The 23,014-nt window shown below is 72.4% G+C and carries 16 protein-coding genes; 8 read left to right on the top strand and 8 right to left on the bottom strand.

What is annotated here, in order from left to right; translation table 11 throughout:
* The coding region (locus tag ACFVXH_RS35515; RefSeq protein ID WP_387830146.1) for an amidohydrolase family protein at positions 1-449 on the bottom strand (449 nt) is incomplete at its 3' end.
* A gap of 104 nt (positions 450-553) precedes the next feature.
* The gene (locus ACFVXH_RS35510) at positions 554-2,728 is read right to left on the bottom strand and encodes an NEW3 domain-containing protein (protein ID WP_387830143.1); all 2,175 of its coding nucleotides are present in this window, start codon (positions 2,726-2,728) and stop codon (positions 554-556) included.
* 402 nt (positions 2,729-3,130) lie between these two features.
* On the opposite strand from ACFVXH_RS35510, the gene ACFVXH_RS35505 reads away from it, so the two are divergent.
* Complete coding sequence (locus ACFVXH_RS35505) at positions 3,131-3,937, top strand: DeoR/GlpR family DNA-binding transcription regulator (protein WP_387830140.1); 807 nt, start codon at positions 3,131-3,133, stop codon at positions 3,935-3,937.
* 24 nt (positions 3,938-3,961) lie between these two features.
* On the opposite strand, the gene galK is transcribed toward ACFVXH_RS35505, so the two are convergent.
* Positions 3,962-5,107 (bottom strand): galactokinase, encoded by a 1,146-nt coding sequence (gene galK, locus ACFVXH_RS35500; protein ID WP_387830138.1) that lies wholly within the window; start codon positions 5,105-5,107, stop codon positions 3,962-3,964.
* Between the two features lie 265 nt (positions 5,108-5,372).
* On the opposite strand from galK, the gene galT reads away from it, so the two are divergent.
* Positions 5,373-6,479 (top strand): galactose-1-phosphate uridylyltransferase, encoded by a 1,107-nt coding sequence (galT, locus tag ACFVXH_RS35495; RefSeq protein WP_387830135.1) that lies wholly within the window; start codon positions 5,373-5,375, stop codon positions 6,477-6,479.
* A gap of 107 nt (positions 6,480-6,586) precedes the next feature.
* Here galT and ACFVXH_RS35490 read toward each other — a convergent pair whose 3' ends face one another.
* The 5 genes from ACFVXH_RS35490 to ACFVXH_RS35470 form a co-directional block, all read right to left on the bottom strand.
* The gene (locus ACFVXH_RS35490) at positions 6,587-8,422 is read right to left on the bottom strand and encodes an RICIN domain-containing protein (protein ID WP_387830132.1); all 1,836 of its coding nucleotides are present in this window, start codon (positions 8,420-8,422) and stop codon (positions 6,587-6,589) included.
* Positions 8,423-8,508: 86 nt separating this feature from the next.
* Positions 8,509-10,395 carry a DUF5107 domain-containing protein gene (locus tag ACFVXH_RS35485; RefSeq protein ID WP_387830129.1) on the bottom strand — a complete coding sequence of 629 codons (1,887 nt, stop codon included), beginning with the start codon at positions 10,393-10,395 and terminating at the stop codon, positions 8,509-8,511.
* Positions 10,392-11,237, bottom strand: coding sequence for a carbohydrate ABC transporter permease (locus ACFVXH_RS35480; protein WP_387830126.1), 846 nt, complete (start codon positions 11,235-11,237; stop codon positions 10,392-10,394). Before ACFVXH_RS35480 ends, ACFVXH_RS35485 begins: the two co-directional genes overlap by 4 nt.
* A 46-nt stretch (positions 11,238-11,283) precedes the next feature.
* Positions 11,284-12,249, bottom strand: coding sequence for a carbohydrate ABC transporter permease (locus ACFVXH_RS35475; RefSeq protein WP_387830123.1), 966 nt, complete (start codon positions 12,247-12,249; stop codon positions 11,284-11,286).
* A gap of 2 nt (positions 12,250-12,251) precedes the next feature.
* Positions 12,252-13,550, bottom strand: coding sequence for an ABC transporter substrate-binding protein (locus ACFVXH_RS35470; RefSeq protein WP_380779811.1), 1,299 nt, complete (start codon positions 13,548-13,550; stop codon positions 12,252-12,254).
* A gap of 282 nt (positions 13,551-13,832) precedes the next feature.
* On the opposite strand from ACFVXH_RS35470, the gene ACFVXH_RS35465 reads away from it, so the two are divergent.
* The 6 genes from ACFVXH_RS35465 (at position 13,833) to ACFVXH_RS35440 (ending at position 23,013) form a co-directional block, all read left to right on the top strand.
* The gene (locus ACFVXH_RS35465) at positions 13,833-14,837 is read left to right on the top strand and encodes a LacI family DNA-binding transcriptional regulator (protein WP_117486251.1); all 1,005 of its coding nucleotides are present in this window, start codon (positions 13,833-13,835) and stop codon (positions 14,835-14,837) included.
* Positions 14,838-14,965: 128 nt separating this feature from the next.
* On the top strand, positions 14,966-15,724 hold the full coding sequence (locus tag ACFVXH_RS35460; protein WP_387830121.1) for a DeoR/GlpR family DNA-binding transcription regulator: 759 nt from the start codon (positions 14,966-14,968) through the stop codon (positions 15,722-15,724).
* A gap of 348 nt (positions 15,725-16,072) precedes the next feature.
* The gene (locus tag ACFVXH_RS35455; RefSeq protein WP_387830119.1) at positions 16,073-18,739 is read left to right on the top strand and encodes a TIM-barrel domain-containing protein; all 2,667 of its coding nucleotides are present in this window, start codon (positions 16,073-16,075) and stop codon (positions 18,737-18,739) included.
* Positions 18,740-19,164: 425 nt separating this feature from the next.
* On the top strand, positions 19,165-21,075 hold the full coding sequence (locus tag ACFVXH_RS35450; RefSeq protein ID WP_387830116.1) for an ABC transporter substrate-binding protein: 1,911 nt from the start codon (positions 19,165-19,167) through the stop codon (positions 21,073-21,075).
* Positions 21,076-21,118: 43 nt separating this feature from the next.
* Positions 21,119-22,063: an ABC transporter permease gene (locus tag ACFVXH_RS35445; RefSeq protein ID WP_387830114.1), complete on the top strand. Its 945-nt coding sequence runs from the start codon at positions 21,119-21,121 to the stop codon at positions 22,061-22,063.
* Positions 22,063-23,013 (top strand): ABC transporter permease, encoded by a 951-nt coding sequence (locus tag ACFVXH_RS35440; protein ID WP_387830112.1) that lies wholly within the window; start codon positions 22,063-22,065, stop codon positions 23,011-23,013. Before ACFVXH_RS35445 ends, ACFVXH_RS35440 begins: the two co-directional genes overlap by 1 nt.
* Position 23,014 lies beyond the last annotated feature (1 nt).

Here is a 23,014-nt window from a genome sequence, read left to right as displayed (position 1 = left end):
AGCGCCGGGTCGGGGTCGCGCAGCAGGTCGGGCCGGTGGGCGCCGCAGCGGTTGTGCGAGATGAACGGGCCCTCGAAGTGGATGCCGGCCAGGACGCCGTCCTCGACGAGTTCGGAGAGGACGTGCGCCTGGCGGGCGACCTCGTCGATCTCGCCGGTGACGGTGGAGGCCACCGTGGTGGTGGTGCCGTGCTCCAGGTGGGTGCGGGCGGCCAGCAGCGCCTCCTCGGCGATGCCGGAGGCGTACGAGGCACCGCCGCCGCCGTGGACGTGCAGGTCGACGAAGCCGGGGACGACGGTGTACCCGGTCAGGTCGAGGTCGCCGGGCTCGGTGTCGCCGCCGAGCCCGGCGATGCGCTCGCCCTCGACGGCGAGGCGGTCGCCCTCGACGACGCCGCCGGGCAGGACCAGCCGGGCACCGGCCAGGGTGGTGCGGTTCATGACGGTCATGGAGGGGTCCTGGATGCCGTTCGCGGGGAGGGGCGGAGTCTCGGGCGGGGGAACGCCGACCGCCCGGCCCACGGGAACCGGTCCGGTGGGCCGGGCGGCGCGGATCACGGCTGGACGGCCAGCGCGAACACGTGGATCGCCGCGGCGCGGGGCAGCGTGACGGAACGGATCGTCTTGCCGGGCGTCAGCGGGACGGTGTTGGTGAAGACGCCGTACCCGGTGCCGAAGTTGCCCGGTCCGGTGGGCGTGTTGCGGTGGTCCGTGGTGAACGCGGTCTTCGCCCCGTAGGCGTCGGTCGGGGTGCAGCACCAGTTGGGGAAGCCCAACTGGCCGCTGCTGGTGGTGCCGTCGGTGTAGGCGACGGTGACCGTGCCGGAGGCGAAGCCCGCTTCGGCGCCGAGGAAGCCCAGCGCGCTGCCCTGGCCGCTGAAGGTGATCTCCTGGCCCGCGGCCGACACGTTGTCGTTGGTGCCGGCGGCCGCGGACGGCCAGGTGAAGCTGAGGCCGTTGGCGCTGATCGTGGCGCCCGCGGTGGCGCCGGCCAGGGCCAGGGCCTGCGCCGAGTAGCTGTTCCCGGCGCCGTCGAAGTCGCCGGGAGCGGTGTCGCTCTCGGAGGTGGCGCCGACGTTGTCGAACGCCGCCTCCAGCGACGGGTAGGGCACGGTCCGCACGATCGTCTGCTCACCGCTGACGGTGTCGACCCCGGCCGGCCGGGCCCGGTAGCTCGCGGTGGCGGTGATCGCCGTGGCCGTGGTGCCGGGAGCGCCCTGGGGGCCGTGCACCGTCACCGTGGCCGACGCGGTCGCGCCCGGCGCGATGCGCGGGAGCGTGACGGTCGCCGGGGTGACGGTCCAGTCGGCGGGGGCGCTGATCCGCACGCTGGTGTCGTTCAGCGCGACGGCGCCGTTGTCGGCCAGGGTGATCCGGTACGTCCCGGGCTCCTGGGCCGTGCTGACGTCCTGCCAGGTGACGGCGGTGGCGGGGGCCAGGCCGCGGGTCGCACCGGGGTGGACCCGGTAGAGCACCGTGGCGTGCGGTGGCACGTTCGCGGAGATCACGCCGGCCGTCCCGACGGCCTTCTTGGTCACCAGGTCGTCGAGCCGGTAGCCGTCGGCGGCGGGCAGGCCCGCCCGGGCGGCGGTCGTGGTGATGGTCTGCGCGGTGTCGGAGGAGTTGAAGAGCGCGACCGCCCGGTCCCCTCCGGCCAGCGGCCTGCTCAGCACGTCGTAGCCGGTTCCGTGCTGGACGACCCGCCCCTGGACGCCCAGCCGGTCCTGGTCGACGGCGATGACGTCGCGATTGCCGAGCAGCTCCAGCGCGGCCGGGGAGAGGCGGGTGAGGTCGGTGCTGGAGATCAGCGGCGCGGCCATCACGGCCCACAGCGAGATCTGGCTCTGCATCTCGTCCTGGCTGAGCCCGGAGTCGCCGGCGAGCAGGAAGTCGGGGTCGTTCCACCGGCCGGGGCGCTGCTGGTCGGCCAGTCCGACGTTGTAGCCGTAGTTGTACATGATCGACGCCCACTTCTCGGCGCCACCGGCCTGGCCGAGTGCGATGTCCGCGCCCTCCCGCCACAGGTTGCCGAGCGGCGCGGACCAGCGGATCACCGACTCCCAGTTCGTCGCGCCCTGGAAGTAGGCGGGCGCGGAGACCGAGAAGACCATCCTGCGGTGGGTGTCGAGCAGCGCCCGGCTCATCGCGGTGTAGGTGTCGCGGTAGCTCTGCTCCTCGGTCTCGCCGGGCTTGACCGGGACGTTGCAGCCGTCGAGCTTGACGTAGTCGACGGCCCAGGACGCGAACAGGTCCGCGTCCTGCTGCCAGTGGTCGAGGGAGCCCGGGTAGCCGCCGCAGGTGGCGGTCCCGGCGTCCTCGTAGATGCCGAACTTCAGGCCGAGGTCGTGGACTTGGCGTCCGATGTAGGCCATGCCGTGCGGGAACAGCCGCGGGTCGGCGACCAGGTTGCCCTGGGCGTCGCGCTGCTTGGACATCCAGCAGTCGTCGATGGTGACGGTGTCGTACCCCTTCTTCGCCAGCCCGGTGGAGACGAGGGCCCGGGCGTTGTCGAGGATGGTCTTCTCGTCGATCCCGCACTGGTAGTACGACCAGTCGTTCCAGCCCATGGGCGGTGTGGGGGCGTAGTTCGGGTACTCGGTGACGGTGCCGGACGGGGAGGGCTCCGCGGCGACCGCGGGCTGAGCCAGGAGCGTAGCGGTGGACACGGCGGCGAGCGCCGTACAGCAGGCGACGGTGGTGCGGAGCCACCGGCGGAGGGCAGTTGACACGCTTCGACCTCACGGGATCTCGGGGTCAGGGCATGGATGGCTGCTGTTGGTCCCAGCCGGACCATTTGTACGGGGCCCTGCTCGCTCCTGACAAGATGACGAGCAGAATAAGCAATAACACGCACTCAACGGCAAAGTCCGAGCACGAGTGCACGTGGCCCCGGCCCGGCCGAGCCGCCACCGGACGCAGGAGCGCGACCGGCCGACCGGTCGGGTCGGGGCCCGTTGGGGTCCTGGGATACTGGATCATGTCGCGGCCGACGGCTCCCCGGTCACCGACGCGAACGCCACGGCGCCCCGCCCGGCCCTCGGCGGTGGCACCGGTACGTCCGGACCGCGGCAGGGTCGGCCTGCCGGAGGAAGCGGGAGCGGTCAGGCACCCGTTCGATCGAAAGGGCCTTCGTGGCTGATCAGAGTTTGCTCGCCCCGCAGCGCCAGGCGCTGATCCTGGAGGCCATCCGCAAGGCCGGCGCGGTGCGCGTCGCCGAGCTGGTCGAGCAGTTCGGCGTGTCGGACATGACGATCCGCCGAGACCTGGACGCGCTGGTCCGCCAGGGAGACGTGCGGAAGGTCCACGGCGGGGCCATCGCGGTGGGGACCGCCAGCACGGACGAACCCGGCTTCGACGTGAAGTCCGGGCTGGAGGAGAGCATCAAGGCCGCGCTGGCCGACGCCGCCGCGCAGCGGGTGGAACCGGGCAGCGTGGTGGCGCTGTCCGCCGGCACCACCACCTACGCGGTCGCCTCCCGGCTGCTGGAGGTGCCGGGGCTGACGGTCGTCACCAACTCCCTGCGGATCGCGGACCTGCTGTGGGCGGCGGAGAGCGACGGAGCGGAGACCGTTCCGTCGCTGCTGCTGACCGGTGGGGCGCCGACACGCTCCGCGGCCCTGGTGGGGGCCCTCGCGGACCAGACGATCCGCACCCTCCACGTGGACCTGCTCATCCTCGGCGTGCACGGCGTCAGCGAGCAGGCCGGGCTCACCACCCCCAACCTCGCCGAGGCGCAGACCAATCGGGCCCTGATCGCCTCGGCCCGCCGCACCGTCGTGGTCGCCGACCACACCAAGTGGGGCGTGGTCGGCCTGAGCAGCTTCGCGGCCCTGACGGAGGTCGACTGCTTCATCACCGACGACGCCCTCCCCGCGGCGGCCCGCAACGTGCTCGCCGAGGCGGTCGGCGAACTCGTCGTGGTACCGGCCGCCGGCTGACCGGGGGCTCCGGGCCCCGCCCGGTCAGGCCAGTCGACGCGCCCCCGCCGAGGGGACGGCGGTGAAGGCGACGGGTGCGGCGAAGCCCGCGGAGCCGAAGGCCGACCGCACCGCGTCCGCGACCGCTGCCACGTCCGCCGCGGCCACCAGCGCGATGACGGAACCGCCGAAGCCGCCGCCGGTCATCCGGGCGCCCAGCGCCCCGGCGGCCACGGCGGCCTCGACCGCGAGGTCCGTCTCGGGGCAGGAGACCCGGAAGTCGTCGCGCAGCGAGGCGTGTCCGGCCGTCAGGACCGGCCCCAGCGCGGCGGTCCGCCCGCTGTCCAGGTGCTCGATCACCTCGGCCACCCGCCGGTTCTCGGTGACCACGTGCCGCACCAGCGGGGCGAGTTCCCCGGGGAGGCGCTCCAGGGCCGCGGTGAGGCCGGCGGCCGGCAGGTCGCGCAGCGCGGCCAGGCCGAGCAGGTCGGCGGCCCGCTCGCAGCCGGCCCGCAGGGCGGCGTAGGCGCCGTCGCCGAGGTCGTGCTTGACCCGGGTGTCGATCACCAGCAGCCGGAAGCCGGCCGCCTCCAGGTCGAGCGGGACGTGGCGCCGCTCCAGCGTCCGGGTGTCGAGGAGCAGCGCGGCACCGTCCGTGCAGCAGGCGGAGGCCATCTGGTCCATCACCCCGCAGGGCACGCCGACGAAGGCGTTCTCGGCCCGCTGGGCGACCAGGGCGAGGTCCGGCGCGGACAGGCCGAGCCCGTACAGGTCGTTCAGGGCGGCGGCCGTGGCGCACTCCAGGGCGGCGGAGGAGGAGAGCCCGGCACCGGCCGGCACGTCGCTGTCGACGGAGAGGTCGGCGCCGCCGATCGCGTGTCCGGCCTCGGCGAGGGCCCAGAACACGCCGGCCGGGTAGGCGGCCCAGCTGGTGACGACCCCGGGGGCCAGGCCGTCGAGCGCGAGGTCGGTGACGGTGCCGTCGCCCCGGGTGCTGTGGAACCGCACCCGGCCGTCCGCGCGGCGGCGGGCGGTGACCCTGGTGGTGTGCGGGAGGGCGATGGGCAGGACGAAGCCGTCGTTGTAGTCGGTGTGCTCACCGATCAGGTTCACCCGGCCTGGCGCGGCCCACACGCCGCTCGGCCGGGCGCCGCGGACGGCCTCGAAGTCGGTGGCGGCCCGGTCGATCATCTGCTCGGCTCCCGTACGTCGTGCGCGTGCGTCGTGGCGGCTCCCGTCGGTGCCTCCTTCGGCGGACGGGAGCCGATTTCGACATAATCAAACACCATCGGCCGCCGCAGTCAACACCTGCGGGTTTCGCATCGCGGCGCGGACCGGAAACGGTGCCCGATGCCTCGTCGGCAGGTCTACACCTGTTGACAAACGATCGAATATGTTTGATTCTGTTGGAGATCGGCGCAGACTGGCCGAACTCCCCCGCAGAAGGAGCACGGCGGTGCACAAGACCGCGACCAAGTTGGCCGACGGCCGCGAACTCGTCTACTACGACCAGGAGTTCGGCACGAACCGGAACGCCGTGGACGAACGCCCGCTGGAACCCTCCGCGAGCCTCTCCGAGACCCGCCTCGACCCGGTGCTCGGCGAGTGGGTGACCGTCGCCGCCCACCGCCAGCAGCGGACCTACCACCCCCCGGCCGGCGAGTGCCCGCTCTGCCCCTCCCGGAACGGACGGCTGAGCGAGGTCCCGGCGGCCGACTACCAGGTCGCGGTCTTCGAGAACCGCTTCCCCTCGCTCGCCCCGGACTCCGCCGCCCACGTCACCGCCCACGAGGACGACCCCCTGCGCACCCTCCGCCCGGGCACCGGCCGCTGCGAGGTGGTCTGTTTCTCCCCCGACCACGACGCCTCCTTCGCCGACCTGGACGAGGCCGGGGCCCGCCTGGTGCTGGACGCCTGGACCGACCGCACGGCCGAACTCTCCGCCCGGCCCGAGGTCCGGCAGGTGTACTGCTTCGAGAACCGCGGCGAGGAGATCGGCGTCACCCTGGCCCACCCGCACGGGCAGATCTACGCCTTCCCCTTCGTCCCCTCCCGCACCGCCCGGATGATCGGCCGCGCCGAGGCGTACCGGGCGAGCACCGGGCGGAACCTCTTCGAGGACCTCGTCGCCGCCGAACGGGCCGCCCCCGAGCGGCTGGTGCTCCGGGGCGGGCACTGGACGGCCTTCGTGCCCTTCGCCGCCCGCTGGCCGTACGAGGTCCACCTCTACCCCAACCGCCGGGTGCGCGACCTCACCGCGCTGAACGAGGCCGAGCGCGCCGAGTTCCCCGGCCTCTACCTCGACCTGCTGCGCCGCTTCGACCGGCTGTTCCCCGCTCCCGCCGGCTCCGCGCCGAACCGGACCCCGTACATCTCCGCCTGGCACCAGGCGCCGAAGGACGGCGGCGACGAACTCGCCCTGCACCTGGAGCTGTTCACCGTCCGGCGCGCTCCCGGCAGGCTCAAGTACCTGGCGGGCGTGGAATCCGGACTCGACGCCTTCGTCACCGATGTGAGTCCGGAGGCCGCCGCCGAGCGGCTGCGCGAGGCCGCGGCCGACTGACCCGGCCCACAGGAGGGCCCCGGCACGGCCGTCGATCGAGCCGTGCCGGGGTCGGGGTCAGGAGGTCGACCGCCGCCGCGGCGGCGATCCGGTGTCCGGCTCCCGCGTCACCGCGGCGTCTGCGGAACGAAGGCGAGGGTCTGCTCGGCCGCCGTGCGGCCGCCGCCGACCGTGGAGCCGGTGGTGTCGTTCCAGGAGCGGGCGGGCACGGTCTCGGCGAGTCGGCCCGCGGTGCCGGACATGCCGATCACCAGGCCGCTGTAACGGTTCACCAGCTGGAACCGGCCCTTCCCGGCCTTGCTGGGGAGCACGAACCACTGCTGCCCGACGGTGGCGTTCCCGTCGACGGCGCCGGTGGCGGTCAGCGCCGCGCCCCAGGCCCGGCCCGCCGTCGAGGTGGCGTCGACGCCCAGCAGCCGACCGGTGGCGGCGTTGACGATCCGGTAGGAGCCGTCGCCCTCGGCCAGGAACCGCCAGGACTCGCGGGCGGAGCCGGCCGCCCTGGCCGTGGAGGTGACGGCGGAGCCGCCGGCGCTCTGGGCGAGGACCCTGCCGTTGCCGCTCTGGATCCGGTAGGTCCTGGCCAGGTCGACCGGCGGGGCGGCCGGCGCGGACGAGCCGACGGTGAGCTCGACGTACTGGCCGTCCGAGCCGGCGCAGGCGAAGGAGCAGTATGACCGGAAGGTCCTGCCGACGATCGTGGTACCGGTCAGGCTGGCGCTGTCCAGGAACCAGCGGTACCAGGAGGCGGTGTGGTAACCGCCGGTGTCGCCGAGCAGCGTCCACTTCTGGGTGGCCAGGTCCTTGGTGGCGTAGATCTGCTGCGGGGCGTTGCCGCTCTGGTCGACGGCCTGCGGAGTGCCGATGTAGAGGCCCAGGTAGGCGTCGTAGGCGATGTTCATGACGAACAGCGGCGTGCTCGGGGCGAGCGTGCCGGCCGCGATCTGCTGACTCACGGTGCCGGGGTTGGCCGGGTCGTACTCCTTGGCCGGCGGGAGGTACCCGGTGGGGTTGGCGCCGTCGGCGGGCACCATGTCGCTCTCCAGGCCGCCGGCCCCGGGCTGCGACCACGCGCCGTCGTACCACTTCTGCCAGCTGCCCGGCGTCATCTTGGCGGACATCGGGGCCCGCGCGACGTGCTGCTGGAACGCGCCCCAGCTGCCGCCCTTGTCGACGATCCGGGAGCCGTAGAAGACGTAGAAGTAGCCGGAGGCGGTGTCCACGAACAGTCGCTGGTCGCCGTCGCCGTAGGAGAAGGTCTGCTGCGGGAAGGCCGCAGTGTCACCTCGCATGGTGCTGCGGGGCGAGGTGATCACGTGGTCCCTGATCGTCCAGGTCCGGCCCTGGTCGGTGGAGACGGCGTAGTCGATCGCGTCGTAGTGCAGGCCGTCGCCGAAGGGCTGGGGGGTGAACTCGTTGTGCACCAGCCCGTACCAGTCCCCGCTGTCCGGGTCGACCCAGACCCCGGCCAGGTCGCAGTAGTTCCGCTGGGCGTAGTGCGAACCCTGCGGCGCGTAGCTGGACTCCCGTCCGGTGGGGCTGTTGTTGCAGCGCGCCGTGGTGTCGTCGTTGCGGTCCGACGGGTCGGCGGGGTTGACGGCGTCGCTGATCGCGGCGGACCTGGTGGCGCTGTCGAAGTCCCGGCCGGTGAAGAAGTCCCACTGCCGGGAGTCGTTCGCGCCGTACAGCGAGTGCGACTGCTGGAAGTAGAACGTGCCGTCCTTGTCGGTGTAGGGACTGGCCTGGGTGTCGTCGGGGTAGGCGTACGAGCCGGTCCTGCCGACCGAGACCGTGTACGTGGCGGGGGCCGGCCTGCCGGCGGCGGGTGAGTCGGCGGACGGCCTGTCGGCGGACGCCGGTCCGGCGGCCAGGGTTCCGGCGGCGAGCGCCGCCAGGGCGGTGGCGGCGAGGACGCGGGCCCATCGGGTGGGTAGAGGTGGCACTGGTACTCCTCTTCCGTGGCGGGGCGCACGGTTGCGCCCCTGCTGTGGGGGTGCGGAACGGGAGAGTGGTCCGGGGCGGCGGGCGGTCAGCCGTCCGCCATGCGGAAGTCGTACTGCGGGGGCACCGGTGTGCCGGGGTGGACGGCGAGCCAGAGGGTGTCCAGGGAGAGCTCGCCCTCGCGCATGGTGTCGACCTGGATGCCCTCGGCCAGCAGCCGCCGGACCCGGTCGTCGTCGCCGAGGGCGTGCGCCGCCTCCGCCTCGGCCAGCCTGATCCGCCCGTGCGCCCGGTCGGCCGGGGAGAGCGCCTCGATCAGCGCGAGTGCCTCGGCGGGGCGCTCGGCGCGCCGCAGCGACTCCAGCGTCTCGATCGTCAACTCCCGTAGTTCCGGCCGGAGTCGGTGGGACGAGAGCAGGAGGTCGGCGGCCTCCCGCGGTTGCGGGGCGAGGAGGGCGAGCGCGCGCAGCGCCCACGGCGAGGCCTGGACGGCGACGGAGCGTTCGAACGCCTCGCGGGCGGACTCCCGTTCCCCGTCGGCCAGGCGCAGCAGCCCGAGCTGGTACAGCGCGTGCCAGTCCCTGGCGTTCGCCTCCAGCAGCCGCCGCCAGTGCGCCCCGGTGACCGGCTCGGCCGGCGGGTCGCAGACCGGGAGCGTGCCGGTCCTCAGGAGCCGCCGCCAGGGTTCCTGGGCGGCCGCCGGCTCGCCGAAGGGCAGGGCGGGCGAGGCGGGCAGGGCGCCGGCCTCGATCTCCAGCGCGGCCCAGCCGTCTCCCTCGGACAGCACCTCCTCGGGCGCGCCGAACTCCCCGGCCCGGGCGTCGGCCCGCTCCAGCTCCAGCGGCGGAAGCAGCCGGTCCAGCGCCTGACCGGCGGCCTTCCGGGCGGCGTCCCAACTCCCGTGCACCGCCGTGGGATCGGCCTGCAGCAGCCCGTACGCCTCGGTCCACGACCAGGTGGCGCCGGCGGGCATCGCCAGGTGCTCCAGCTGGGTGCGGGCCAGGCCCGCCTGGATCTCCAGGTAGGCGGAGTCCGGGCCGGAGAGCCACTCCTGCCAGTGCCTGCCGCCGGTGCCGGTGCCCCAGCAGAACAGCTTGCGTCCGCGCAGCCGGGCGGTGGAGGTCTGGACGAGCCCGGCGCCGGTGCCGTCCAGCGCGGCGATCCAGGGGCGTTCGCCGCCGGGGAGGTCGAGGAAGTAGTCCGCGGCGCGCGCCGCCCGGCCGGGGTAGCTGCGGTCGGCGCCGTCGGCCTCCGGGAAGGCCACCCGGCGCAGGTCGCTGACGTAGTCGCAGTGGAAGGCGTGGTCGGCCGGGCCGAGGACGCGCACGTCCCGGTCCTGGGGCACCGCGATGTTGGACCACCAGTAGACCGGTGTCTCGCTCGGCGCGGGGTTGTGCACGGCGACATGGACGTAGAGCACCGGGGAGCCGGCGGGCAGCCAGCTGTCCATCCGCAGCACCAGGCGCCGCAGCCGCTCGAAGGCGTACATCCGCAGCACGGGGGTGCCGTCGGGCGCGCGCACCCGGACGGCGTGCAGCGGCTCGCAGGTCAGCGGCCAGTGCCCGGTGGCGCCGAGGTTCCACTCCACCCCGCCGGCCAGCCAGGCGTCGCGCAGGGCGAGGTTGGCGGGCTGCAGGATCCGGTTGCGGTGCAGCAGCTCCCGCCCGGTGGGGCGGTGGACCAGGGACCACAGCCGCCCGCCGAGGGAGGGCAGGAAGGTCGCGGTGAGGGTCTCGTTCTCCAGTACCACGCACGGGAGTTCGCGTTCGGTACGGACGCGGTCGTACCCGCTCTGCCGGGTGTACGGCAGCAGGGTGTCGGGCACCCCGTAGGCCAGGTTGCGGCGCATCTCGTCGTCGACCCCGGCGCCGGCGCCGGTCTGCCGGGGCAGGCCGTGCAGGATCGGCAGGGTACCGCCGACCGGATCGGGGGTCCCGTCGATGCGGAGCGGGTCGGTGCGCAGGGTCGAGGTCACTTGCCGATCCCAACTGTCATGCCCTGGATGATCCGTGAGCCCATCCAGGAGAAGAGCGCGATCATCGGGGCGAGGATGATGCAGACCCCGGCGAACATCGTGCCGAAGTCCAGGCCGTTGAACTGCTGTGCCGCGACGAACGAGGAGAGCGCCACCGGGAGGGTGGTCGTTCCCTGGCTGTTCGTCAGGACGAGGGCGAACAGGGTCTCGTTCCAGGCGGTGATGAACTGCAGGAGGAAGGCGGTGACCAGTCCGCCCCGGGCGACCGGGAGCACCACCTGGACGAAGGTGCGCAGCGGGCCGGCGCCGTCCAGGACGGCGGCCTCCTCCAGCACGCCGGGGACGCCGCGGAAGAAGCCGGTCAGCAGGAAGACGGTGAACGGCATCGCCAGGCCGACGTAGACCAGCCCGAGGCCGAGGTCGCTGTCGGTCAGGTCCACCCGGGACAGGCCGACGAACAGCGGCACCACCAGGACCTGGCCGGGCACGCCGAGGCCCATGGCGAAGCTCATCGTCAGTGCCGAGGAGGTCCGCGAGCGGCGCCGGGCGAGGGCGTAGGCGCAGGGGGCGGCGAGGGCGACGGCGACCACGGAGGAGAGGCCGGCGGTGAGCACGCTGTTGAGGGCCGCCCGCGCGAAGCCGCCCTCGTCGAGCGCGGTGGTGTAGTTGCCGGTGTCCGGGCTGGTCGGCAGGCCGAAGCCGTGCCGCAGGATGTCGGGGCCGCTGCGCAGCGAGGTCAGCAGGATCCACAGGACCAGCAGCAGGTCGGCGGCGACGACGATCCAGACGGCGGCCGTGCCGATCCTGCTCGCGGGTCCGGTGGGTCGGTTACTGCGTCGCACGGGAGGGACCTTTCCGGTTGGGTGCGGGGGGCCGGGACGCGACGGGTCAGTACTCGACCGGTTCGCGGCGCAGCAGGCGGCGCAGCACGACGGTGATCAGGGTGACCATGGCCAGGCTGACGATCGCGGCGGCGGTGGCCGTGCCCAGCCGGGGGACGGTGCCCTGCGGGAAGGCCTCGGCGTACACGTACACGGCGGTGTTCCAACTGCTCACCGGCGGATAGGCGTTGGTGCTGCCGCCGTAGAGCAGGATCAGCTCGAAGATCTTCACCGAGCTGACGGTCCACAGCACCGCGCAGACCGCGATGACGTCCCAGGCGCACGGCAGGGTGATGTGCCGGAAGCGCTGGAAGGGGCCGGCACCGTCGAGTTCGGCCGCCTCGTAGAGGTAGTCGGGGATCTGGTCGACCGCCGCCATGATGATGGAGGTGTAGTAGCCGGTCGCCGTCCAGACCAGGGTGCCCAGGACCATCGGGAGCAGGTTGTCCGTCGACAGCCACTTGGGCGGTGTGGTCACCCCGAAGACCTTCAGCGCCTGGTTGACCGGGCCGGTGGGCGAGAACAGGAACCCGGCGGCGATGCCGAAGACCATGCCGTTGACCAGCGAGGGGAAGAACAGCACCGACCGGGCGAAGAGCCTGGCCCGCATCTCGCGCAGCACCAGGGTCAGCGCGAAGCTGAGCACGAAGGTGATCGTGCCTCCGACGACCATCAGTTCGAGCGTGTTGAACAGCGAGGTGCGGAACCTCGGGTCCTGGAACAGCAGGAGGTAGTTCCGCGGGCCGCGCCACTCCATCTCGCCCATGCCGTCCCACGCGTACAGGCTGGTCCACAGGGCGTAGCCGACCGGGGCGACGAACAGCACCGCGTACACGATCAGCGCGGGGGCGGTGAAGGGCCAGAACACCCGGCGGCGCTGGCGCTCCAGCGGGCCGACGCCGGAGCGGGCGGCGCGCTCGGACCGGCCCGGGGCGGCGTCCGTCCGGGGCGGCTCCTCGATCGTCGTCGCCACCGTCAGCCCTGGGTCTGCCAGTAGGTGACCTGGTCGGCCTTGCACTTGGCGACGAACCGGTCGGCCGTGGTCCTGCCGTGCCAGAAGTCCAGGTAGTTCTCGTTCAGGACCTTGGACAGCCAGCTGCCGGCCACCCCGTCGAAGCCGAGGCGCACGGTCGGGGCCTCCAGGGCCTTCTGGACGTCGGCCAGTTCGGCGGGGGCCGGGATGTCGCCGCGCGGGGTGAGGTTGCCCGCGGTGGTGGAGATCCCGGACAGGTGCTTCTTCTGCAGGAAGAAGGCGATGAACTTCTGCGCGGCGGCGGCGTTCCTGGCCCGCTTGGGGATCGCGAAGCCGAACAGGGCGGCGTCCGGGGTCTTCGCGCCGGGCGGCAGCATCGACGCCGTCCTCCAGCCGGCCGGGACCTGCTTGGCCACCTCGGCGGTGACGTAGTTGCCGTCCATGTAGAAGGCGGCCTTGCCGCCCGCCCAGTTGGTCTCCTGCGCGGGGTACTTGGTGGCGTCGTAGCCCTCGATCAGGTGGCCGCCCCTCACCAGCTGCTCCACCTGCCGCGCCGCGCCGAGGACCGCCGGGTCGTCCCAGGTCGCGCCGGACCGGTCGGCGGCGAGCCGGGCGACGTTCACCCCCGCTCCGTCGAGCAGGTAGTCGAAGTACAGCGCGTTGCTCCAGGGATCCTCCCCCTCGGAGGCGACGCACGCCTTCCCGGCCGCCTTCAGCGCGTCACAGACCTTGAGCAGTCCGGCCCAGTCGGTGGGCGGACTCGGCATGGCGGCGGTGATCGCCGGGTCGGCCGCGTTGTAGAACATGGCGTTGGTGACGACCTCGTACGGGATCACGTAGTGGTTGGAGCCGGACGGGTCCTTCGGCAGCATGTCGAAGTACTTGGCCGGGACGACCTGGGAGACCGGAACGTCCTCCTCGGGCACCCGCAGCTGCAGCACCGGCGAGAGGTCCAGTGCCTGGCCGGCCGCGGCGGTGGTGCCGTAGACCTTGTCGTCGGACTCGTCCCACAGGTCCGGGGCCCGGTTGGCGGCGATCGCCGGGCCGATCTTCTTGGCGATGTCCCGGCCCGCCCAGGTGACGTCCACCTTGGCGCCGGTGGTGGCGGTGAAGTCGTCGATCGCGGCTTTCAGCACCTTGGCCTGCGGCTCGTCGGCGCGCCACATCGACCAGTAGGTGAAGCTGCCGGCGGCCTTCGCGCCGCCCTCCGAGCCGCTGCCGCAGGCGCCCGCTCCGAGCGCGAGGGCGACGGCGGTGGCCGCCCCGACGACGCGGGCGGCGGGCATGGTCGTTCTCCCCATGGGTGGTTCCTCTCGGAGGCGCGAGATGCCGCGCGGACGTGTCGTCAGCCGGGGCCCGAGGACGGGGAGCGGCTGGATGGCTGGGACGATACGGTCGGGTTGACCGGTAAATCAAGAGTCCTTGCAAAAACCTGCTCAGGACTACGGGACCTCGACACCGTTCACGCAAGGAACTCTCAAGTGACGAGCCAGAGCAGTGGTTTGATCAATCTTGACGCCCCCTCACCGGTGCCCTACCTTTCACCGAAGGCAAGTTGACCGGTAAAGTCGAAGGATCCAGTCATGGTGACGATGCAGGACGTGGCCGAGCGCGCCGGGGTCACGAAGCAGACCGTCTCCAACGTCATCCGGGGGCGGGGCGCCGTGAGCCCGGCGACCGCGGCCCGGGTGCGCGCCGCGATCGGGGAACTGGGGTACACCCCCAACCTGGTCGCACGCTCCCTGGCCACCGGCGCCACCAGGACGGTGGGACTGTTCGTCCCCACCGTGACGGGCTCCTTCTACCCCGACATCGTCGAGGAGGTCGAGGACGTCCTCGACGCGAACGGCTACCACCTGCTGCTCTGCACCACCCGGCTCGACGGCGAGCGCGCCAAACGGCACCTGGCGGGCCTGACCAGCCGCTCGGTGGACGCCCTGCTGATCGCCGGCGACCGGGACCTGATCGACCACCTGCCGCTGCTGGCCGAGGCCTCCTTCCCGGTCGCCCTGTGCGCCTGGGAGACCGACGCCCCCGACCGCTTCCCGGTGGTCACCATCGACTACGAACGGGCCGGCTACCTGGCCGGGCGCCACCTGCGCGAACTCGGGCACGAACGCGTCGCGGTGCTCGCCAGCCCCGACCACGGCCCGCGGGTCGCGGGCTTCCGGCGCGCCTTCGCCGCCGACGGACTGACCGTCCCCGACGCCGCCGTCCACACGGCCTCCGAACCCACCCCCGCGGGCGGCTTCGCCGCGGCGACGGCGGCACTCACCGCCGACCCGACGATCACCGCGCTCTTCGCCACCCACGACGTCCTCGCCCTGGGGGCACTGGAGGCCGCCCGGGCCGAGGGCCGCTCCGTGCCCCGCGACCTGTCGATCGTCGGGCACGACGACAACCCGGAGGTCGGCGTGGCCCGACCGGCGCTCACCAGCGTGGCCATCCCCAAACGGGAGATGGCCCGGGAGGCGGTCGAGCTGCTGCTGCGCGCCCTCACCCGGTCCGGCAGCCCGGCCAACTCGATCCAGCTGCTGCGGCCCGAACTCGTCGTCCGGGACAGCACCGGCCCGGCCGACGGCCGCTGAACGGACCCGGCCCGGCTCCCCGGCGCCGCCCCGGCCACCGCATCGCGCCCGCGCCCGACGGGTCCGCGCGGTTCCGCGCAGTTCCACGCAAAGATCGTCCCTCGCGCGCGCGGCACTAGACTTCCGCCATGCTCAAAGCCGACCGCACCTCCCGGATCCTCACGCACCTCACCGAGACGGGCAGCGCCGATGTGCACGAGCTGGCCGGGCTCCTGCGGGTGTCGGCGGCCACCGTCCGACGGGACCTCCAGGAGCTCCACGACCAGGGCCTGCTGCACCGCACCCGCGGCGGGGCGGTCACCGGCGCCGTCAACCTCGAACTGCCGCTGCGCCACAAGCACGGCACCCGGCAGGCGGAGAAGCGCCGCATCGCCCTGGCGGCCGAGCAGCTGGTGCCCGACGGCGCGGTGGTCGGCCTGACCGGCGGCACGACGACCAGCGAGCTGGCCCGCGTCCTGGCCGAACGCGGCGGGATCACCATCGTGACCAATGCCGTCAACATCGCGGCCGACCTGATCGTCCGGCCGGACATCCGCCTGGTGGTGGTCGGCGGCATCGCCCGGACCACCAGCTACGAACTGGTGGGGCCGGCCGCCGACCGGATGCTCGCGCAGTACCACCTCGACATCGCGTTCATCGGCGTGGACGGCCTGACCCCCCAGGAGGGCTGCACCACGCACGACGAGATGGAGGCCCAGACCGACCGGGCGTTCCTGCGCAGCAGCGCGCGGTCGGTCGTCCTGGCCGACAGCAGCAAGATCGGCCGGGTCACCTTCGCCCGGATCTGCCCGCTCTCCGACGTCCACGACCTGGTCACCGACGGCGAGGTCACGTCGGCACAGGAGGAGGCGATCGCCGCCGACGGCGTACGGATCCTGCGCGCCTGACGCCGAGGCGCCGTCCTCACGGGCCCGGATCCCGAAGACCCGGCTCCCACCCCCACGCTGACGCCCGGCCGGTCCCACCGGCCGGGCGTTTCTGTCACCGCAACGGTTGACATGAACTCACTAAACCAGGAAGCTCTTTCGCATCTGCGCGGAATCACCTCTAATCAAGCATTTCCAATCAGTCGATCAAGCGCATACGAAGGCGGCAACCGCGGTGGACGACCGTGTGCCGGCGCTCGCCGCGGTGTGCGCCACCGGCGCCTCCCCGCTCGCCCGGGCACGTCCGGCACGCCCTGACCACCGGCCCCCCGACCACCCGCCCCTCGAACGCCGAACGGAGACACCACCGTGCGTCCACTCCGGCCCCACCTCCGCAGGGCCGCCCTCACGGCGGCCCTGGCCGTCCTCCCCGCCCTCGCCGGGCCCGCCCTCCCCGCCCGCGCCGCGGCCCCCGCCTCCGCCGTCCTCGACCAGGGCCACCGGAGCGTCACCTGGCAGAGCCCGCAGTACGCCAAGGGCACCCTCGGCAACCCCGCCAGCTGTCCTCCGGCCACGCAGGACCCGGGCGGCACGGTCTGCGACCACTTCGACCTGACCGTGAACGTGCCGGCCGGGTACTGGGACGACAACCCGGAGGGCGGCGTCCCGGTGTCCGTCCGCTGGCAGAACCCCACCGACGACTTCGACCTCTACGTCTACGACGCCGGCGGCAAGCAGGTGGCCACCAGCGCCGGCACCGCCGACCCGGAGGCCACGGTGATCCCCAAGGCCTCGGGCACCTACCACGTCCTGGTAGTCCCCTACGACGTCCACGGCGGCTCCTACACCGGTACGGCCTACCTGCCACAGACCTCCGACGCCGGCGACCTGACCGGCTTCGGCGGCTCCCAGGGCAGCTACGACATCGCCGCGGGCACCCTGAAGGCCCGGGTCGACTTCCTCGCCGACGACCAGCTGCGCCTGCGCGCCGCCCCGGACGGCGTCCTCACCGATCCGGCGGGCAGCACGATCGTCCGCAAGCAGCCCGAGCCGCAGCGCGACACCAGCACCTTCGACGCCGGCGCGTACTACGGCATCCGCTCCAAGGGCCTGGTCCTGCGGGTCTACAAGCACCCGCTGCGGTTCGGCCTGTACAAGGCCGACGACCGCACCGCCCTCTGGCAGGAGAGCGCCCCGCTGCGCTGGAGCACCGGCGGACTGCGGCAGAGCCTGGAGCGCGGCGCGGACGAGCAGTTCTTCGGCGGCGGTGAGCAGAACGGCTCCTTCTCCCACCGCGACCGGACCGTCCACGTCGCCAACGGCACCGACTGGAACGAGGGCGGCTGGAACAACTCCCAGCCGTTCTACGTCTCCACCGCCGGCTACGGCGTCTTCCGCAACACCTTCACGCCCGGGATCTACGACTTCGGCTCGCCCGTCCGCACCGGGCAGCAGGAACGCCGCCTGGACGCCTACTACTTCACCGGTGACGTCAAGGCGGTGATCGGCCGGTACACCGACCTGGTCGGCAAGCCCTTCATGCCGCCGGTCTACGGGCTGGAGCCCGGCGACGCCGACTGCTACCTCCACAACGCCAACCGCGGCGAGCGCCACACCCCGGACGCGCTGAAGGTCGCCGACGGCTACGTGGACCACCAGATGCCGCTGGGCTGGATGCTGGTCAACGACGGCTACGGCTGCGGCTACGAGAACCTCGCGCAGACCGGCACGGGCCTGCGCAGGGACCACGCCCAGCTCGGTCTGTGGACCCAGAACGGCCTGCCCGACCAAGCCGAGGAGGTCAAGGCCGGCGTACGGGTGCGCAAGCTCGACGTGGCCTGGGTCGGCAACGGCTACGACTTCGCGCTGAACGCCTGCGACCAGGCCAAGGCCGGCATCGAGGACGGCAGCGACGCCCGCGGCTTCGTCTGGCTGCCGGTCTCCTGGGCCGGCGCGCAGCGCTGCGGCGTGCTGTGGAGCGGTGACCAGAGCCTGTCCTGGGACTACATCCGCTGGCAGATCCCGACCTACGCCGGCGCCACCATGTCCGGCATCGCCTACAACACCGGCGACGTCGGCTCGATCTACCGCCGGGACCCCGCGATGTACACCCGCGACCTGCAGTGGAAGGCCTTCCTCCCGGCGATCATGACCATGGACGGCTGGGCCCGGGACATGACGGGCACGCAGCAGCGGGACCAGCAGCCCTGGCTGGACGGCGAGCCGTACACCTCGATCAACCGCAAGTACCTGCAACTCAAGGAACGGCTGCTGCCGTACATGTACACCCTCTCCGCGGAGGCCGCCCGCACCGGCGTCGGCGCGGTCCGCCCGCTCGCCCTGGAGTACCCGCACGACCCGAACGCCCTCGGCCCGAACGCGACGTACGAGTTCCTGGCCGGGCCCGACTTCCTGGTCGCGCCGGTCTACTCGGACACCGCCGTACGCGACGGCATCTACCTGCCCGAGGGCACCTGGACCGACTACTGGACCGGCCGCACCTACCAGGGCCCGACCACGGTCAACGGCTACTCCGCCCCGCTCGACACCCTGCCGCTGTTCGTCCGCGGCGGCGCGATCGTCCCGATGTGGCCCAAGGGCACGCTGTCCTGGGAGAACCGCGACCGCTCCGAACTCGACTACGACCTCTACCCGAAGGCCGCGGGCGACTCCTCCTACACCCTGTACGAGGACGACGGCGTCACCCGGCAGTACACCGCCGGCTCCTCGGCCACCCAGCAGGTCGACGTGCACACCGGTCGCGCCGTCACCAACATCCGCATCGGCGCCAGTGACGGCGACTACGCCGGCAAGCCGGCCGAGCGCTCGTACCGCCTCACCGTGCACGGCCGCCCCGCACCGCGCCTGGTGGCCACCGACGCGGGCCCGCTGCCCCGGCGGGACTCGGCCGCCGCGCTCGACGCGGCCGGCTCGGGCTGGTACCACGACGCCGCCACCGGGGTGACGACGGTCCGGACGCCGTCCGTCCCCACCGGCGACGGCTTCTCCCTCAACCTCGTCCACGGCGGCAACTGACCGCACCACCGCGAGGGGCTTCCGCCCCGGTACGGCGAGGGCCCCGCCTGCTCGGCGGGGCCCTCGCCGGGTTCTCCCACCTCCGCGCGGCGGGAAGCTCCGGGCCGGCCTCCGCGCACACCGGGCCCGCAAGGGGGCAGCAGCCCGTACGGTCCCAAGATCCGCTCCTTGATGGAAACTTGACGAACCGCAGCCCTTCCCGGGTCTTCTCAGTCTCCGCGAAATCCGTCTAACTGTTAGCACCCGGCGGGGCAGGGCCAGCAGCACGCGGCCGAAGCCCACGGACGCCGGTGCCTTCCCGGCGTCGGGAAAGCCGCTCACGCTTGCCCGGTCCCGGCACCGCCATGCCCGCGTCGGCGAACCGTCGGATCGCGCAAGGAAAGCACTCGCTGGTGTTCACGTGGGGTGAGAGGGGCATGCCCAGGATGACGAAGTCCACAGGAGCGCGCAGACTCGCACAAGTGGTGGCGCTGGTCACGGTCGTGGCGACCGCCGCGGCCTGCACCAGCGGCAGCGGCGGCGGGGGCGGCAGCGGCAGCAGCCCGGGGCCGGTCGGGGCCCCGGTCCAGGGCGGCGTGGTGCGGGTCGCCGAGGCGCCCTCCACCTTCCCGGACGCCATCTGGCCGTTCGACTCCGCGGCCCAGGTCAGCACGGTGAACACCAGCCAGTTCCAGGAGCTGTTCTACCGCCCCCTGTACTACTGGGGGCTGAACGACAAGGTCGCCCTGGACCCGGAGGTGTCCCTCGGCGAGGCGCCCGCCTGGAGCCCGGACGGGAAGACCGTCACCATCCAGGTCAAACCGTGGAAGTGGTCGAACGGCGAGGACGTCACCGCCCAGGACGTGCTGTTCTGGATCAACATGGCCAAGGCCGAGACGTCCAACAGCGGCTACTACACCCCGCCGAACCCGGCGATCGGCGCCAAGTACTTCCCGGACAACGTGGCCTCGGCGACCGCCTCCGGCCAGACGCTGACGCTGACCCTCGACACCCCGGTCAGCCAGACCTGGTTCACCGACGACGAGCTCAGCCAGATCACCCCGATGCCGCTCGCCTGGGACCTCACCGGCCCCGGCCAGAAGGGCGGTTGCGCGAACGACGCGTTCGGCTCGGACGCCGCCATGACCGACTGCGCCGCCGACTACGCCTACCTCAGCGCGCAGTCGACCAAGGGCGGCGACTTCGCGGGCAGCCCGCTGTGGTCGGTGGTCGACGGCCCGTGGAAGCTCAAGACCTACAACGGCACCTCCGGCGCGTACGCGATCGTGCCGAACACCGCCTACTCGGGACCGCAGAAGCCCTACCTCGACGAGGTGGACTTCGTCCCCTACACCTCGGACACCACCGAGTACGCGGACCTCAAGGCCGGCAGCGGCGGCGCCAACGCCATCGACGTCGGCTACCTGCCGGCCGAGGACTCCCCGACCTTCAACGCCAAGAACCCGGACGCCGGCAACCCGCTGAGCGGCGCGGGCTACTACATCCCGGCCCCGACCTACCTGGACGAGATCTCGTACTACCAGATCAACTTCGCCAACCCGGACGTGGGGCCGCTGTTCAGGCAGCCCTACTTCACCAAGGCGGTCCAGGACACCGTGGACCAGCAGGGCATCATCAACGGCATCTGGAAGGGCTGGGGCTACCCGAGCACCGGCGCCGTGCCCAGCCTCCCGGCCGGCAACCCGCTCTCCCCCAAGAGCCAGTCCGAGAAGGCCACCTACGACCCGGCGGCCGCCAAGCAGCTGCTGCGCGGCCACGGCTGGAACACCGACAGCACCCCGGCCACCTGCACGAACCCGGGCACCGGCCCCGACCAGTGCGGGGCCGGCATCGCGGCGGGCACCAAGGCCGCGTTCACCATGAACTACCCCTCCGGCCAGGCCGCCCTGGACACCATGGCGGCGGACATGCGCTCGGACGCGGCCAAGGCGGGCATCGGCATCACCGTCGTCAGCCAGACCCAGAACACCATCGGCAACGAGGGCGTGGCCTGCACCGCCGCCCAGCCGGCCGGATGCCAGTGGCAGGCCCTGCTCTACGGCGGCTGGGTCTTCGCCCCCGACTACTACCCGACCGGCGACGCGCTGTTCGCCACCGGCGCCGGGCCGAACGTCTGGAGCTTCTCCGACCCGAAGCTGGACCAGCTGATCGTCAAGACCACCACCGGCAGCGACGTCAACGACCTGTACGCCTACGAGGACTACATCGCGGGCGACCAGCCGGTGATCTACACCCCCAACACGCTCACGGTCAGCGAGGTCACGAAGAAGCTGCACGTCGACGCCGGCGACCCCTTCCAGGGCTACGAGCCGGAGTACTGGTACTACACGAAATGACGGCCACCCGTGAGCGCGCCGCGGCCCCCCTCGGGGGGCGGCGGTGACGGCCTACCTGATCCGTCGGCTGTTCCAGGCCCTCGTGACGGTGCTGATGGTCACGGTCATCTCCTTCGGCCTGATGCAGCTCATGCCGGGCGGCCCGGTCCGGGCGATCCTCGGCTCCCACGCCACCCCGGCCACCATCGCCCACCTGACCCACCAGATGGGCCTGGACCGCCCGGTCTACGTGCAGTACTGGACCTGGCTGGACGGCCTGCTCCACGGCGACCTCGGCTTCGACTACATCCAGCAGCGCCCCATCTCCGACCTGCTGTTCAACGCCCTCGGCGCCTCCGCCTACATCGTCGGCGCCTCGCTGCTGCTCGCCCTGCTGATCGCGGTACCGGCGGGCCTGCTCCAGGCCACCCGCCGCAACAGCGCGCTGGACCACGCCTTCACGGTGTTCTCCTTCATCGCCTACGGGGTGCCGACCTTCTTCATCGGCTTCCTGATCCAGCAGTGGTTCGAGGACGACCTGAAGTGGGTCTCGGTGCACGACCAGGTGGCCACCTTCGGTGAGGCGCTGACCCACCCCGGGGCCGTCTGCCTGCCCGTCCTGACCCTGACCCTCACCACCGTGGCCGGCTACAGCCGCTACATGCGCTCCGGGGTGCTGGACCAGATCACCCAGGACTACGTCCGGTCCGCCCAGGCCAAGGGCGCCTCCCGGCGCCGCACCCTGTACGGCCACGTCCTGCGCAACGCCCTGATCCCGATGGTCACCCTGGTCGGCCTCTCGATGCCCGCGCTGGTCGGCGGCGCGCTGATCGTCGAGTACGTCTTCAACATCCAGGGCATCGGTCTGCTGACCACCCGCGCCGCGCTGCAGAGCGACTACGGCATCACCCTGGCCGCCACCCTGCTCACCGCGGTGGCCACCGTGGTCGGTTCGCTGCTGGCCGACCTCGGCTACGCCGTGCTGGACCCCCGAGTGAGGCTCACCTGATGGCCCCGACACCCGGCACGACGCCCAACCCCCGGCCCGGGCCCCGACCCGGCACGACGCCCGGCCCGCTCGACGCCCCCGGCGGGGAGCCCGCCGGGCGGCCCCGCTCGATGCTCCGGCGCGGCGCGGAGGTCTTCGCCGAGAACCGGCTCGCCCTGGTCGCCGTCGCCGTCCTGGTCGCGATCACCGCGTTCTGCTTCCTCGGCCCGCTGTTCTACCGCGCCGACACCTCGGTGGTGAACCTCTCCGCCGTCACCCTGCCGCCGGGCGCCGGGCACCCGCTCGGCACCGACAACGACGGCATCGACGAGCTCGGCAAGGTGATGGCCGGCGGGCAGACCAGCCTGGAGATCGGCCTCGCCGCCGGCCTGATCGCCGCCGTCATCGGCGCGCTGTACGGCGCCGTCGCGGGCTACCTGGGCGGCTGGGTCGACGCGCTGATGATGCGGGTGATCGACTCCTTCATGTCCTTCCCGCTGATCTTCCTGCTGATCTACCTCAGCAGCGTCTACGGGAAGAGCAAGACCATGCTGATCCTGGAGGTCGGCCTGACCTCCTGGTTCGGCATCACCCGCCTGGTCCGCGGCGAGGCCCTGGCGATCAAGGTCCGGGACTACGTCTCCGCGTCCCGGATGATGGGCGCGGGCGGCGGGCGGATCGTGCTGAAGCACATCCTGCCCAACACCATCGGGACCACGATCGTCAACACCACGTTCTCGATCGCCGACGCGGTCTTCGCCCTCTCCACCCTCAGCTACATCGGCCTGGGCCTCCAGGCCCCCGACAACGACCTGGGCGGCATGCTCGACGTCGGCACCAACTACGCCGGCCAGGGCTACTGGTGGATGATCTACCCGCCCGCCGCCGTGATCATCCTGCTCATCCTCTGCTTCAACGTGATCGGCGACGCCCTGCGCGACGCCTTCGAAACCCGCCTGCGGAAACGGTGAA

This window comes from Kitasatospora sp. NPDC058184, from assembly GCF_042883725.1.
GTDB lineage: Bacteria > Actinomycetota > Actinomycetes > Streptomycetales > Streptomycetaceae > Kitasatospora.
The sequence above is the reverse complement of the archived record's forward strand: the minus strand, read 5'-3'. Positions and strand labels throughout refer to the sequence as shown.